Source organism: Bdellovibrionota bacterium (assembly GCA_040386775.1).
Classification (GTDB): domain Bacteria; phylum Bdellovibrionota; class Bdellovibrionia; order Bdellovibrionales; family JAEYZS01; genus JAEYZS01.
Genome location: JAZKEU010000019.1, coordinates 78,819 through 94,070, shown reverse-complemented (window position 1 = coordinate 94,070; position 15,252 = coordinate 78,819). Strand labels below are relative to the sequence as shown.

Below are 15,252 nucleotides of genomic sequence, written 5' to 3'. Positions count from 1 at the left end.
GGCGAATTGTGGGTGTATCTGTTGATAGACTGAATAACCCCGCAATCAGACTTGCACTACAAACTCGTGAACAACATATTCGCCGTGACAAAGCGACTTCAAATATTTGCACAGCACAGGCTCTTCCAGGAATCTTGGCGGCATTCTATGCCACTTATCACGGACCAGAAGGCTTAAAGAAAATTGCAAAGCGCATTCACACGTTCGCGTGTTTGTTTGCTCAAAGCATGACAGCAGCTGGATACAAAGTTTCTAATGAAAATTTCTTCGATACTTTAAAAATCGAAGGCGTAGATTCTAAAACAATTTCTCAAAACGCTACCGCTAAACAAATCAACGTAAGAGTGATTGATGGAAAATCGGTTGGCGTTTCCTTTGATGAAACTGCAACACTAGAGAGTCTAGAAACTCTTTACAGTGTTTTTGCATCGAGTAAGTCTTTTGATTTTGCAAAGGAATACTCTAACTTAAAGTTCAACATCGGAAACTTCTTAAGACAATCTGATTACATGAAACAAGATGTTTTCTCGAGCTATCACTCCGAAACAGAAATGTTACGTTACATGAAACGTCTTCAAGACAAAGATCTTTCTCTGACGGTTTCCATGATTCCTCTCGGAAGCTGCACCATGAAATTGAATGCGACATCTGAAATGATTCCATTGACGTGGCCAGAGATTGGAAGCCTTCACCCTTACGCACCTCTAGATCAAACTCTCGGATATCAAGAGATGTTTAAGGATTTAGAAAATTCGCTTTCCGTGATCACGGGCTTTGATGCAACATCGCTCCAACCTAATGCCGGTTCTCAAGGTGAGTATGCAGGTCTACTCGTTATCAGAAAATATTTTGAGGCCAATAATCAATCCCATAGAAATATATGTTTAATTCCAGTTTCTGCTCACGGAACAAATCCGGCGAGCGCCGTCATGGCAGGATTCCAAGTGGTGGGCGTAGCATGTGACACCAATGGAAATATCGAAGTCACCGATTTAAAAGCAAAAGCCGAACAACACAAAGATAATCTTGCAGCTCTAATGGTAACATATCCATCAACTCACGGTGTATTTGAAGAAAGCATTCAAGAAATCTGTGAAATCATCCATGGAAATGGCGGCCAAGTTTACTTGGACGGCGCCAACATGAATGCCATGGTGGGATTAAGCTCTCCCGGAAAAGTGGGCGCAGATGTTTGTCACTTAAACCTTCATAAAACATTCTGTATCCCGCACGGCGGTGGCGGACCCGGCATGGGCCCAATCGGCGTTAAAAAACATTTGGCTCCTTATCTTCCTACGCACTCATTAGTAAAAATGGGTGGAGAAAAAGGAATCTCGGCAGTTTCAGCTGCTCCATGGGGAAGCCCAAGTATTCTGCCAATCTCTTGGATGTACATCCAAATGATGGGACCACAAGGGTTACTCAGAGCTACGCAAGTGGCGATCTTAAACGCAAATTACGTAGCACTTAAATTAACGTCTTCATTCCCGGTTCTTTACAAAGGTAAAAATGGATTTGTGGCACACGAATGCATCGTGGATGTGAGAGGCTTAAAAGAAGAAACCGGAATCGGCGTGGAAGACGTGGCAAAGAGATTGATGGACTACGGCTATCACGCGCCTACGATGTCTTTCCCTGTGATTGGCACTTTAATGATCGAACCGACAGAGAGTGAATCCAAAGTTGAACTCGATCGTTTCTGTGAAGCCATGATTTCAATTTATAACGAAATCCAAGATGTAAAATCTGGCAAAGCCGATAAAACCAATAACGTTTTAAAAAATGCTCCTCACGTTGCAACGGAAGTGGCGAGTGACAAATGGGATAAGCCTTACTCTAGAGATCAGGCAGCATTTCCAACGGCATGGACAAGAAAAGCAAAGTTCTGGCCCGCAGTTTCGAGAGTCGACAACGTGGCTGGGGACAGAAATCTTATTTGCACCTGCGATGATTTCTTCGGTCAAGCTTCGCAGGCATAATCCTAAAATAAAAAGAGCGCTAAACTTCAGCGCTTCTATTGAATTAAAAATTAATACTTATTTAGTAATTTGACTTTCTAAAACAGGAATCTTTACCTGCTCATCCGGCTTTAAAGTAATCTCTGCAGGGAGAGTGCTTCTTGGAATTGAAACTACTCCCGTAGCTGTAGAGACTCTTATTGTTTTATCCGTAAACGATTTAATTTTTCCTTCAATCACAACCAACTTTCCCTCACCTGCGAAAAGTAGAGGGGTTAAAATGGTGATGAGGATAAAATAAAAGGCTATTTTAAAATTTGATTTGTACATTATTTATTACCTTTCGAGTCTTTAGGATAATCTTCCTTAGACGCTTTTTCAGACTTCTCCATTTGATTATTCATATAAGCGCTAATTAGGTTAGGAGCAGTTGCTATCGCGTATGCTGTCCAGACTTTTTTACCAGCTTCTCCAATTTTAACTTCTTCTTTGTAGTAAGTCGTTCTGTCTGCTACACACTTTTCTAAATCTGGGCATTTTCCTTCAGCTGCAGTACAAGCAATCGATTTTTCTTTTTTTCCAAATCCGTCTTCGCACGAAACATTTGCTACGCAAAGTAAATTGGGTACGCAAGAAGCATCACTCGAGGCGGATCCTACAACTAAGATCGATTGAGATACATACTTGCAGTTCTTTGCATTTGTCGCCGTCAGGGCAGGTATCACGAAAATGACCTGCGATATAAGTGCCGCAATTGAAATTTTGAAAAAATTCATTAAATAATCTCCTAATATATGCCCCAAGACATTAAATGGGATGTAAAAACCGAGTCTTAAGTGTGATTAACTATGTTTATATAATATCTTAATGGATGACTAAATAACAGGCTTTGCTGATAGCTCTAGATCTTGGCCTGGATAGCCTATCCAAACCTTTTGATAAACGGTTGAAAGTACTAATGGCAATACTTTTAGATAATTCTCGAGCGAGATTTATAAAACAAAGGCGCCAGTCTACTTGGGTTTCGCAAGTGCAAAAAAAAGGTACCGCAAGTGCAAAAAAAAGGTACCCCTTAGTTTTTCGTACTGTCGTCGCGTCAATATTCAAAAAGCGCCCTATAATCACAAGATCAAAGGAAATAAAAATGTACATGGAAATTTATCCAAAGAAACTTCGAACTCCACGAATCGAAAAACATGTAGGCCCATTAGTCGCTATATTCCGGGAACTACCAAACAAGAAGTATATATGAGAGATAAAGGATATTGTACTTTCACCGACCAGAAAACTAAGCGAAGATGCAACTCAAAGCATTTAATCCAATATGATCACACAAAGCCGATGGCATTTAATGGAGAGGCCACGATTCAGAATTTGAAACTTCTGTGTTTTCAACATCATAAACTCGTTACTGATCGAGTATTTGGGGTGCAATCAAGAAATCAATGATTTTTAAGCTAGCTGGAAGACTCCAGAAATAAGAGCTCAGTCCAAATCATTTGATTGTTGACATAAACTATTCTGAGAATTTTACTTAAACCATATTAAATATAAGGATGATTTTTTATGACAAAGTTAATAATTCTCTCAATAGTAACATTACTAGCCATCAAGTCTCAAGCCGATGATATGGATATAGCTAACCTAAAAATAAGAGCATCTACTCTTGATGATCAATTACATGGCTCAACAGTTGATGAGCTTTTTATAACAATTAAACTCGAAAATAAAAATTGTCTGGAGAAAGCTCTTACCTGCGGTAGATTTAGTCACAAATACGACAAAGATGGTCATTCTTTTAGATATCAGGTAGACATACAAAGATATTCGGAAAAATATCATGTAGATATTTTCTTTCTTCCCTTTGCAGGCTCCATTAGTAAGTGGAAAAATTTAAGTGATATAGATGTTACTTTAGAAGGTTCTCTAGATGATAGAACATCATTTCTGTATGTATCAGCAACGAAGTGAATTTCTAAAGCACTGATTTTATGATCAAAATATTCTCAAATAGACGCTGACTTGATAGTCTTTTATTACGCATATTTATTTCATCGAATGAAAAATAGTTGTGAAATACTATTAAGCTTTGTGTGATTAGAATTCGACTTGTAGATCAACCTTTGTGAGACCGGATCCTTCTCCCGTTTCTGTTCTTTCTCCACAAGGGTATTATTTTGTTTTGCTCTCAGCTTTGATAATAACAGCCTTACAAACTTCTGGCGCCGTACCATCCATATTGATCGATGCGTTCCGAGTATCTCCAGGCTGAATATTTTCCAGCTCATCAATTTTTCTCTCATCCGTAAGATCTAGATCTAAATCAGTTGTGCGAATATAAACAGAAATGGGAATATTATTTTTGTTTGTGATACTCAATTCCAACTTCTCTTCAAAAGAATTTCCAACGATGTAGTTTCCTAAAAACAAGATTCCAATGAATACAGCGAAACAAATAAATATAATGCGAAGAATTTTCATTAAGAAGACCTTTATTTCTAACGTGTGGCTTTGGATTTTGGCTTTGGGCTATATACTCTTTTTGTATACTGATTGAGAGCTCTATCGACTGCCGCATTCACTTTCGCTTCACAACCTTTTTTTTGGCAGCAGGCATCAGCTACTTTAGGAAAATCCCCATAGAGTCTTCCACTACTTGTAGTTATCACTTCATAAGCATGATCAAAAGCATGATCAAGTAAATTCTTATGAGATGATACTATTTTAAATATATTCTCACCTTTTTTAGCGCAAACACTTTCCATAGATTTTGTTTTGATCGTGCCATCCAAGCCAGCTTCAAAGCTGCACTTCACGGCCTCTGAAGATTTTGTTGTATAAGTGTATTCTCCGGTATAACCAGACTTGGGATTGAATTTTATAAATGCCCATGGATCTACTTCTCCTTCCACACGAAATCCATTTTCGATGACAGGTCCGTATGTTAATTTAGAAAGCCGATTCCCAGAGCACGTAAACTTATTGAGCGCAACCGCATGAGAGGCATCACCAAATTTTTCTGCATGATCAAAGTTTCCGTCACCCAGGAGAAGTCCTCCATCAGCCTTATTACTTATTGTTTTTTCATAAGCATCGATCAACCTCTCTTCCAAAAAAAGGAAAGATATCTTGGCCGCACCGGATATCTTTACAGATTCGGACGAAACTAGGGCGGCCCACAAATATTCCAAGGTACTGCCATCTTTAGCTTCAGCCGCTTCTGCGTTAGGAAAAATCAAATTGTATAATGAATTGTACCGTGAATTATATAATGCACTTTTATTTTTCCTCGCATAAATATCTCGCACCAAAATCAAAGATTGAATGTAGGAGAGTGGCTCCTTCATGCCAATTGCATACCCATTAAAATATATTTTGTTGCTAGCGACGTCTTTAAAAGACAAAGCGATTTTTTTGCTAGGCCCTTGAAATGTCAAAGTGCTTTTTTCATAACTGAACTTTGGCAAAGGCTTATCTAGCAGTTTATATTTTTTTAAATCTTCATAAAACAATTTTCGATCATTTTTAGATAAAACAAAAATACGATTCAAGTCGGCGTATGTTTTCGCTTGCGCAAGACGCTGAGCCAGAACTGTTCCTCTCAGCATGCCTATTTCATTGGCATGAGTTTGCGCAAACGAATTTACCACAAAAAAAGAAAGCAAAATATTAATTATTAAAAGCTTCATAATAATAACACTTTCATAATACAAACCCATAGTTTGCATAAAAACAAAAGCCCATCTCAATGCACTCTATTAGGATATTATGTATAAGGTGATTTTAATAATTAGAAAGGCACAAAAGACACTATCTAGAACTATGTCCAGCCTCCAGCTTACTTATTGTGATTACGACTAAAGACTAGTCGAAACCCTCGGAAAGAAATCAGCAAGGATAGCAACTCGCGCAGGCACTTTACTTATCAGACTCCAGTGCTTCTCTTAGAAAGTTCACGCGCAAGATTTGTAAAATTATTGATTTGTTCTTCGGTTGTATCAAAAGTAGTCATAAGCCTAACTTCAAAAGTATTTTCATCCCAGACGTAAAAAAAGTTTAAATCTTTTAAAGGCTTGATCCATTCTTTTGGGAACTTCGCAAAGACCGCATTGCTTTGAACTTCTTGTGTGATTTCCACTTTAGGAATTTCTGAAAGTTTTGATCGCAAAAGCTTAGCCATGCCTAAAGAATGCTCGCCTGTCTTCTTCCAAAGATCATTGGATAAATAATCCTCAAATTGAGCCGCAACGAATCTCATCTTGCTTCCCAATTGCATCATTTGCTTACGGTGAAATTTAAAATCTTTAGAAAATTGCGTATTGAAAAAAATTACCGCCTCACCAAACAATAATCCGTTCTTGGTTCCACCAAAAGACAGTACATCCACGCCAACATCTTTACTTATTTCTTTTAAAGTTTTACCTAGTGATAGAGCAGCATTGGGAAATCTAGCACCATCCACATGGAAAAACATATTGTGATCTTTCGCCCATTTCCCGATCGCCTTCATTTCCTCAACGGTATACACAGTTCCATATTCTGTCGGTTGAGTAATAGAAACCATTTTAGGTTGTGAGTAATGCTGATCACCCATCCTAATGTATTGCTTCTCTAAATCTACGATTTTAATTTTTCCATCCGGAGAAGGCTGAAGTCTTAGCTTACAACCCGTCAACGCTTCCGGCGCCCCACACTCATCCATATGTAAGTGAGAAGTTTCAGCACAAAGAACGGCTTCGTAAGGTTTTAAAAATGCTTTAATAGATAAAACATTTGCAGCCGTCCCGTTAAAAACAAAATGCACATCAATATCATTTCCAAAATGTTCTTTGAATTTCTTGACGGCACTTTCCGTATATTCATCCCCACCATAGGCGTGAACGTGATCTATATTAGCTTTTTGAATGGCTTTCACCATTTCAGGAAGCGCACCAGAATTATTATCACTTGCAAAGTTCTTAGCCATTAATTCTCCATTGGAGGCTGGTTGATTCAATTCTCCAGAGGAGAATCTGGTTGATTCTGAGGATGAGATTTTTTGAATGCTTCAAGCTTAAGAAGATTTTCGTTAATTTTTTTACATAGAGGGTACTGATCCATATTCAAACCCGCGCCGTTGATCGCACCATATACTGCAGGAACCAAGAATAAATCCGCTGCTGAAATTTGATTTCCAAAACAATATTGCCCACCATGCTTTGCGAGTTTTTTTTCCATTGCTTCAAAGCCTTGCCCCATAAACATCGTCATCCATTTTTTAACTTGCTCTTCAGTCGCTTTAAAATCTTTTTCTAAAGTCTGACGTACTTTTAAATTCACCAATGGCTGAATCCCTGAGTTGATAATTTCGCAGAATTCTACCACTTGAGATCTGGTTTCGATATCTTTTGGGAAAAGTTGATTCTTGGGCCATTTGTGATCGATGTATTCAATGATCGCCATACTTTGCGCAATGACATTCATTCCATCCACTAAACATGGAACTTGTCCCATCGGATTGACCGCTTTGAAGTTCAAGGCATTTTGTTGACCACCATCTTTAATTAAATGTACAGCCTGGTAATCAAAATCAATTTCTTTCAAATGGAGAGCAATTCTCACTCTATAAGACGCAGAACTTCTAAAATACGAATAAAGGATAGGTTTCATATTAATTCCTTCTCACTATGTAGCATTTGTTTTAACATGATTCCAATGAGAGCCGTAAACATTTTTTTATTTTTTATTCTTATGACATTAGTCATCCCTACGTATTCCCAAGACTTGGAGCAATATTTCTTAAGATCTTCAGATCAAACAGGCAATAATCTGACTCGTTACTTTAGAACTCATACTGTAAAGCTCTATGATTCCACACCTTGCTATGAGCGAGTTTTTTATTCTCATCTAGCAACTCCAGCGCCCACTCTCCCGGGAAATAGAATGGCCTACGAGCCATTCCCAGGAGCTAGATTTGATGGATTTTTAATGAACTCTTTATCCATGGGTCTCTGGAATGGAATGCAAATTGGATTTGTGCCTTTATTTTATCTATTTGAAAATGATAACGCTGGAGAGCCAGGAACCTCTGAGCACTTGAGCAATATGAACCTGAAATGGAATCTTTTTTCGTTTAAAAACTTCGAAGTTGCCTATGCCTTCAGTATCTTAAGAATGAAGAGTCATTTTCTTACGCCGATCACTTTACCCAGCGGAACTTTCAATGATGCAGAAATCACTTACACTTGGTCTACTTTGGTATTGAATTACTTTTTTGAGAGCTTACCCTTGGGTCTGGGCGTAAACTTCAGTAGCGTTGCTCTTTCTTCTAAAAACAAGGATCTCAATGAAATATTTGAGAAGCAAAATACAAATAGCGAATACATCGTCGATTTAAATTACATTCTAAATTCCAATTGGGCATTTACCGCCGGCGCTGGAAAAATGAAGGAAACAGCTTTCGAATTAGAAAAAGCCTACTATGGTTTTGGAGGTACGGTAACTTACGTCAGAAATAAAAAATGGTTCAATCAAATTTCATTAGGTATTCACCACTTCAATACGATTGATGCGGATAAATTTTTATTCTCTTTCAGCATTTAAATTTTTCCCATAAAGGTTTTCTGCTGAATTTGAAAATCCATAAGCGCCTTCACTTCAAAGTCCTCAAAGCCAGCTTTTTTACGCAGTTCTATAGCGATTTTTTCTAAACGATTAGGAACTTTATGAGCAATGGCTTGCAGTCTATTTGGAAAATCATATTCCGGATCAATTTCCAATTTTTTGCAAATTTCTTTGTACCAATGAGATCCAAAAAGCACATGCGCAATTTCATCATCAAAAATTTTTCTCAACGTGGGCGTAACCAATGGCGCATGCGTATTGGCCAGGCGATTCATGATTGTTTCCCCAGCATCCAATCCACTGCCTTCTAAATATCTATGCACTATGAGAATACGATCTAATATGGAATCTTCATCAGAAGTCGCATTCCAAAGAGCAACGTGAATAGGCCAGTGTCCCCATTTGAATCCCAATCTTTCGATTCCTTCTAGGCACATTTTTAAATGTGAACCTTCTTGCAAAGTGATTTCCGTCAATTGTTCTCTGAATTGTTTTGGAGCATCAGGAAATTCAATAAGAGTTCTCAATCCCAATTCCATAGCTTGAAGTTCAATGTTTGCTAGATCATGAAGAAGCCTTGCCTGCCCTTCCTCAAATGAAAGACCTTTCTTTGGCGGATGCTGTCTAACATTTAACACTTCGATATCGCGCGCAGGCGTCGTTGGAACAACTTTGATCCAACCCATAAGAGCCTTTTGACAGCTTTCTTCAATAGAAGATAGCTTTTGAAATACATTTGATACATCGAGCGTTGATTGCATAAGGCTTCATAGCATGTTAGGTATGATCATGTCAGCCTTTGGCTGAAAAAAGGTGAAGATGAAACTAGGAAGTTTAAAAGATACTAAAAAAGATGGCCCGACAAAATTAGATGGCGTACCTGTTGTTGTAAGTAAAGATAACAAAACTGCGGTTAAGGTCGATCAAATCGTTCCCTCAATCCGTGAGGCTCTAGAAAATTGGGATCAAACTTCTCCAAAGTTAGAACAAATCTACAAAGACCTAAACTCTGGAAAAGCCGCAAATTCTTTTAAAGTGGATGAAACTCAATTCCACTCACCTCTTCCAAGATCATTTCACTGGGTCGATGGGTCGGCATTTGTTCATCACATTAAACTAGTTAGAAAAGCTAGAAACGCACCAATGCCCGAAGATCTTCATACTGTTCCTTTGGTTTACCAAGGAGGCAGTGACACTTTCTTAGCTCCAAGAGAAGACATTCCATTAGTGGATGAAAAACACGGTTTAGATTTTGAGAGCGAAGTTGGAGTCATCACTGATTTTATTCCTATGGGAACAAAGGCTCAAGACGTAGCAAAACACATTAAACTTATCGTAATTATCAATGACGTATCCTTAAGGGGATTAATTCCGGAAGAACTTGCTCGTGGATTTGGTTTTTACCAATCAAAACCTTCTTCAAGTTTTGCACCATTCGCCTTAACTCCTGATGAATTAGGTTCCGCATGGCAAGATGGAAAGGTTCATCTTCCGCTTCACACCGATTACAACGGAAAGTTTTTTGGAAAACCCAACGCCAACGAAATGTTTTTTTCATTTTACCAAATCATTGAACATCTTGCTCTCACTAGAAACCTCGGCGCAGGAACCATCGTAGGTAGCGGAACTGTATCGAATGAAAATCCGGCCGCGGGTAGTAGTTGCTTAGCCGAAAAAAGAATGATCGAAACCATCGAAACGGGGAAGGCTTCCACACCCTTTATGAAAGAGGGCGATACGGTCAAAATCGAAATGTTCAATGCCGATAGTGAAAATCTTTTCGGGACAATCCTACAGAAGGTAAGAAAATTTAATCCTACTCATAAGTAAGAGCCACTGACACATCGAGCCATAGGCGACTTCTGTTTCTGAGCCCCCCGATATTATTGACATTCTGGGCCCCGTAGAACCATACTTCGCCTTTGGTTTTTAATCTTAAAATAAGATCATTATTAATATCAAAGAGGGAGCTTAGAAATGGCATCTAAAAGAAATTTATTTTCTGCACTTATCATTGTGTCAGCAATGCTGACATTTGGTTGCAAAAAAGAAGGCGACACAACAACTTCAACTGGCGGCGCTACGAAAGTAGAAGGCGACGTAATCAAAATCGGTGAAGTCGGTTCACTAACTGGTAACGAAGCAACTTTCGGAACTAGCACGCACAACGGTATCGAACTTGCGATCAAAGAACAAAACGCAGCTGGTGGTATCAACGGTAAAAAAATCGAACTTACTACTTTGGATAACCAAGGTAAACCTGAAGAAGCAGCAACTGCGATCACAAAACTCATCACACAAAATAAAGTTGTAGCAGTTTTAGGTGAAGTGGCTTCATCAAGATCTATTGCAATGGCACCAATCGCTCAGCAATACGGAATTCCAATGGTTTCTCCATCTTCTACAAACCCACAAGTGACTGCTCTTGGAGATTATATCTTTAGAGTTTGCTTCATCGATCCTTTCCAAGGACAAGTGATGGCAAAGTTTGCTTTAGATACATTGAAAGTTAAAAAAGTTGCGATCTTAAGAGACGTTCGTAACGACTATTCAGTTGGTCTTGCTAACTACTTCATCGAAACTTTCAAAGCTGGTGGCGGAGAAATCGTAGTTGATCAATCATACTCAGCTGGTGACGTAGATTTCAAAGCTCAATTGACTGCAATCAGAGAAAAGAAACCAGAAGCTGTTTTCGTTCCTGGTTACTACACAGAAGTTGGTTTAGTTGCTAGACAAGCTAAAGAATTAGGTCTTAACGTTCCACTTATGGGTGGCGACGGATGGGATTCTCCGAAGTTGACTGAAATTGGTGGAAAATCAATCGAAGGTTCTTACTTCTCAAACCATTACTCTCACGAAGACAAAGCTGTTTACGTACAAGATTTCATCAAAAAATACAAAGCGGACTACAAAGTTATTCCAGACGGTTTAGCGGCTATGGGTTACGATGCTGCAAAAGTATTGTTTGAAGCTATGAAAAAGTCTCCTGGCCTAACAACTAAAGAAATCAGAGACCAATTGGCTTTAACTAAAGACTACCAAGGTGTAACTGGAAAAATCACTATCAACGAAAAAAGAGACGCCGTGAAATCAGCTGTTGTTCTTCGTGTTGATAAAGATGGTTTCAAATACCAAACTACAGTAGCTCCATAATCCTTTAGAAAATATAAAGATCGAAAGGTATTTTAGATGACTGAATTTCTACAGCACTTAGTAAATGGACTTTCGCTAGGTAGTATTTATGCATTGATCGCAATTGGTTACACGATGGTTTTCGGGATTCTCCAACTCATAAACTTCGCTCACGGCGAAGTTTATATGGTTGGAGCATTCATCGGAATGTACTCTTCTGTTTATTTAAAATTAGCAGAGAATCCTTCCATCGGATCTCTCCTGATCGCAATGACACTAGCAATGGTGGGTTGTGCTATCGTGGGCTTCTTAATTGAAAAACTAGCTTACCGTCCGCTAAGAGGATCACCGCGCATCAACGTGTTGATCACTGCTGTAGGTGTTTCATTATTTCTACAATACTCAGGACAATTGGTATTCGGGTCTTCACCACAATTCTTTCCAGAACTTTATAAATCTAGCGCTGAAGGCGGGATTTGGAGTTTTGGAGAATTAAAAATCAATCCTCTGCAAACTATCGTACTGGGTATTTCCGTTTGTTTGATGATTGCTCTTCAATTTATTATTTTTAAGACACGCCTAGGTCGCGCGATGAGAGCTGTAAGCTTCAGTCACGATAATGCAAGTCTTATGGGAATTCCTACGAATAGAGTAATCTCTTATACATTTATGTTAGGATCAGCACTTGCTGGTGCTGCTGGCGTATTAGTTGGACTTGTTTATCCAAAGATCGAACCTTTGATGGGCGTGATGCCAGGCCTTAAAGCCTTTATCGCTGCCGTTCTTGGTGGAATCGGAAACGTTGTGGGCGCCGTTGTTGGTGCACTTGTACTTGGATTAGCAGAAGCACTTGTTGTGGGCTATTGGGCTCCAACATTCAGAGATGCTCTTGCATTTATTCTTATGATTTTAATTCTTCTCTATAAGCCTACGGGTCTTTTCGGAACTAAGCGTACGGAGAAAGTGTAATGGATCTTACATTACAGAAAAAAGATCGATTTAAATCTTTCGGTGGTTGGGGTGCTGCGGTTGTCGCAGTTTGGATTTTGAATTTCTTTATTCAAGACATGGTTGATCCGTATATTTTTTCAGTGATCATGTACGCTGGGATCAACATCACGCTCGCAGTAAGTTTAAATTTAATTAACGGATTCACGGGTCAGTTCTCAATGGGTCACGCTGGGTTCATGTCGGTAGGTGGATATTTATCTGCGTTCATCTTTATGAATCTTCCGCCAGAATTTTCACATGATCCTATTTTATCTCAATTTACATTTGTCGGCGCATTGATCGTTGCTGGTCTTGGTGCAGCTCTTATTGGTTATATTGTAGGTCTTCCTTCTTTAAGATTGCGTGGTGATTATCTTGCCATTGTGACTCTTGGATTTGGTGAGATCATCAGAGTAATTATCCTCAACGTAGACGCCATTGGGGGCGCTAGAGGTTTACCAAGTATTCCGCAGCTTTCATCCTTTGCATGGGTTTATACGGTTGCCGTGGTAACGACGTTTACCATTTGGCAATTGATTAAATCCTCTCAAGGCCGTGCATTCATGTCGGTTCGTGAAGACGAAATTGCCGCTGAATCTATGGGCGTTGATACTACAAAAACAAAAGTTCAAGCTTTCGTGATCGGCGCATTCTTTGCCGGTATTGCTGGAGCATTGTTTGGTCACTACTTAAGATATTTAAATCCACAAACTTTCGACTTTAACCGTAGCTTTGAAATCATAATCATCGTTGTTCTTGGTGGTATGGGAAGTATCACTGGCTCAATCTTCTCTGCAGTTCTACTGACTGCACTAAAAGAAGTGCTGAGAGATCTAAAGGAATACACCGGCGTAGATTTAAGAATGATCATCTACTCACTTCTTTTGATTATATTCATGTTAACAAGACCGAATGGAATTTTTGGAACAAGAGAACTTCCTGAAATCATTTCTGATTTAAAAAAGAAATTCGGTTACAGAAAAAAATCTGACAAAGTTGGGAGCAAATCATGAGTAGCCCACTTGCTTTAGAATTAAAAAACTTAACTATGCAATTTGGTGGTCTTAAAGCCGTAAATGATTTCTCTTTATCTGTTCCTGAAAAATCAATCTTTGGATTGATCGGGCCAAACGGTGCCGGAAAAACGACAGTATTCAATATGCTAACTGGGGTTTACACACCGACAGAGGGCGAAGTGAACACTTGCGGCAATAAACTTGCCGGTCAAAAACCTTATCAGATCACAAGTAAAGGTTTAGCTCGTACATTCCAAAACATCAGACTCTTTAAGGATCTTACGGTTCTACAAAATATCATGATCTCAATGGATCAAGATATTAAAAGACCAAGATACGGACTTTTAAAAACTGTATTCCAAGCGAATTCGGTTTTGGAAAATGAAACTAAGAAAAATAAAGAAGCTTGTGATTTACTTTCGATCTTTAAACTTGAAAACAGAAAAGATATTTTTGCTAAAAATCTTCCATACGGAGATCAAAGAAGACTAGAGATCGCAAGAGCAATGGCTACAGGTGCAAGAGTTCTTTTGCTGGATGAACCTGCTGCCGGTATGAATCCTCAAGAAACTGCAAGCTTAATGGATACTATTCGACTCATCAGAGACAAATTCGGAATCACAATTGTTTTGATTGAACATGATATGAAACTTGTAATGGGAATTTGCGAGCGTATTGCAGTGCTTGATTACGGTATAAAAATCGCGGAAGGATTGCCCTCTGAAATTCAAAATGATCCAAGAGTGATTGAGGCTTACCTCGGTAAGGCTAAAGATAAAAAGAACAAGGATCAAAAATAATGTCACAAAATACAAAAAAAGATCTTTTAGTTTTAGAAAATGTATCTGTTAACTACGGTGTTATCCAAGCTATCAAGGGTGTAAGCTTTTCTGTTAAAGAAGGCGAAATCGTTGCTTTGATCGGTGCAAACGGCGCTGGTAAATCTACAAGTCTTAGAGCAGTTTCTGGAATTTCAAAATCATCTGGTAAAATTACTTTCAATGGCGAAGTTATTAATGGTCTTGCTCCAGATGAAATCGTTAAGCGCGGAATCTCTCAATGCCCAGAAGGTCGAGGGATATTCTTAAACTTATCAGTAGAAGAAAACTTAGACCTCGGTGCTTGGACCCAAAAAAACAAATCGACTTTAAAAGCGGATCTAGAACACGCATTTGAATTGTTCCCAAGATTAAAAGAAAGAAGAAAGCAAAATGCCGGAACTCTTTCTGGTGGCGAACAGCAAATGTTAACTATCGCCAGAGCATTGATGGCTCATCCTAAAATTTTATTATTGGACGAACCCAGCCTTGGTTTAGCACCACAAATTATCGAAAGAATTTTTGATATTATCGTTAAGATCAATAAAGAAGGAAAAACTGTTCTCATGGTAGAACAGAACGCCCTACAAGCTTTAGAGATCTCTCATAGAGGCGTCGTCCTGGAAACAGGTCACGTTGTTCTCGAGGGCACTTCGAAAGATCTTCTAAGCTCCGACCAGGTTAGAAAAGCTTACCTCGGCGAGTAACAAACCAAAAGGCGCTTAGTCGCTTTTG

The 15,252-nt window shown here is 38.9% G+C and carries 16 protein-coding genes; 9 read left to right on the top strand and 7 right to left on the bottom strand.

The genetic code is table 11. The features are described 5' to 3' along the window. A partial coding sequence (gene gcvP / locus V4596_13090) for an aminomethyl-transferring glycine dehydrogenase (GenBank protein ID MES2770073.1) occupies positions 1–1,979 on the top strand: 1,979 nt, incomplete at its 5' end. 57 nt (positions 1,980–2,036) lie between these two features. Here gcvP and V4596_13085 read toward each other — a convergent pair. Both V4596_13085 and V4596_13080 read right to left on the bottom strand, forming a co-directional pair. Next, positions 2,037–2,288, bottom strand: coding sequence for a hypothetical protein (locus tag V4596_13085; GenBank protein ID MES2770072.1), 252 nt, complete (start codon positions 2,286–2,288; stop codon positions 2,037–2,039). Next, positions 2,288–2,734 (bottom strand): hypothetical protein, encoded by a 447-nt coding sequence (locus V4596_13080; protein ID MES2770071.1) that lies wholly within the window; start codon positions 2,732–2,734, stop codon positions 2,288–2,290. Before V4596_13080 ends, V4596_13085 begins: the two co-directional genes overlap by 1 nt. A 790-nt stretch (positions 2,735–3,524) precedes the next feature. On the opposite strand from V4596_13080, the gene V4596_13075 reads away from it, so the two are divergent. Beyond that, on the top strand, positions 3,525–3,929 hold the full coding sequence (locus V4596_13075) for a hypothetical protein (GenBank protein MES2770070.1): 405 nt from the start codon (positions 3,525–3,527) through the stop codon (positions 3,927–3,929). A gap of 201 nt (positions 3,930–4,130) precedes the next feature. On the opposite strand, the gene V4596_13070 is transcribed toward V4596_13075, so the two are convergent. The 4 genes from V4596_13070 to maiA form a co-directional block, all read right to left on the bottom strand. Beyond that, positions 4,131–4,439: a hypothetical protein gene (locus tag V4596_13070; GenBank protein ID MES2770069.1), complete on the bottom strand. Its 309-nt coding sequence runs from the start codon at positions 4,437–4,439 to the stop codon at positions 4,131–4,133. A 17-nt stretch (positions 4,440–4,456) separates the two neighbouring features. Further along, entirely contained in the window at positions 4,457–5,647 is a 1,191-nt protein-coding gene (locus V4596_13065) for a hypothetical protein (GenBank protein MES2770068.1), read from the bottom strand. 236 nt (positions 5,648–5,883) lie between these two features. Further along, positions 5,884–6,924: a low specificity L-threonine aldolase gene (locus tag V4596_13060; protein ID MES2770067.1), complete on the bottom strand. Its 1,041-nt coding sequence runs from the start codon at positions 6,922–6,924 to the stop codon at positions 5,884–5,886. Positions 6,925–6,950: 26 nt separating this feature from the next. Beyond that, positions 6,951–7,607 (bottom strand): maleylacetoacetate isomerase, encoded by a 657-nt coding sequence (maiA, locus tag V4596_13055; GenBank protein MES2770066.1) that lies wholly within the window; start codon positions 7,605–7,607, stop codon positions 6,951–6,953. Between the two features lie 45 nt (positions 7,608–7,652). Between maiA and V4596_13050 the strand changes: the two genes are divergently transcribed. Then, entirely contained in the window at positions 7,653–8,540 is an 888-nt protein-coding gene (locus V4596_13050) for a hypothetical protein (protein MES2770065.1), read from the top strand. Here the strand turns inward: V4596_13050 and V4596_13045 are convergent. Further along, positions 8,537–9,322, bottom strand: coding sequence for a DUF455 family protein (locus V4596_13045; protein ID MES2770064.1), 786 nt, complete (start codon positions 9,320–9,322; stop codon positions 8,537–8,539). The two genes, V4596_13050 and V4596_13045, sit on opposite strands and share 4 nt — an antisense overlap. Positions 9,323–9,380: 58 nt before the next feature. Here V4596_13045 and V4596_13040 point away from each other — a divergent pair, with 58 nt between their 5' ends. The 6 genes from V4596_13040 to V4596_13015 all read left to right on the top strand — a co-directional run bounded on the left by V4596_13040 (position 9,381) and on the right by V4596_13015 (position 15,224). After that, positions 9,381–10,391 carry a fumarylacetoacetate hydrolase family protein gene (locus tag V4596_13040; protein MES2770063.1) on the top strand — a complete coding sequence of 337 codons (1,011 nt, stop codon included), beginning with the start codon at positions 9,381–9,383 and terminating at the stop codon, positions 10,389–10,391. Positions 10,392–10,538: 147 nt separating this feature from the next. Next, positions 10,539–11,714 (top strand): ABC transporter substrate-binding protein, encoded by a 1,176-nt coding sequence (locus V4596_13035; GenBank protein ID MES2770062.1) that lies wholly within the window; start codon positions 10,539–10,541, stop codon positions 11,712–11,714. Between the two features lie 36 nt (positions 11,715–11,750). Beyond that, positions 11,751–12,662 carry a branched-chain amino acid ABC transporter permease gene (locus V4596_13030; GenBank protein MES2770061.1) on the top strand — a complete coding sequence of 304 codons (912 nt, stop codon included), beginning with the start codon at positions 11,751–11,753 and terminating at the stop codon, positions 12,660–12,662. Further along, positions 12,662–13,696 (top strand): branched-chain amino acid ABC transporter permease, encoded by a 1,035-nt coding sequence (locus tag V4596_13025; GenBank protein ID MES2770060.1) that lies wholly within the window; start codon positions 12,662–12,664, stop codon positions 13,694–13,696. The genes V4596_13030 and V4596_13025 overlap by 1 nt, the downstream gene beginning before the upstream one ends. Next, positions 13,693–14,499 carry an ABC transporter ATP-binding protein gene (locus V4596_13020; GenBank protein ID MES2770059.1) on the top strand — a complete coding sequence of 269 codons (807 nt, stop codon included), beginning with the start codon at positions 13,693–13,695 and terminating at the stop codon, positions 14,497–14,499. Before V4596_13025 ends, V4596_13020 begins: the two co-directional genes overlap by 4 nt. Continuing rightward, the gene (locus V4596_13015) at positions 14,499–15,224 is read left to right on the top strand and encodes an ABC transporter ATP-binding protein (protein MES2770058.1); all 726 of its coding nucleotides are present in this window, start codon (positions 14,499–14,501) and stop codon (positions 15,222–15,224) included. Before V4596_13020 ends, V4596_13015 begins: the two co-directional genes overlap by 1 nt. Positions 15,225–15,252 lie beyond the last annotated feature (28 nt).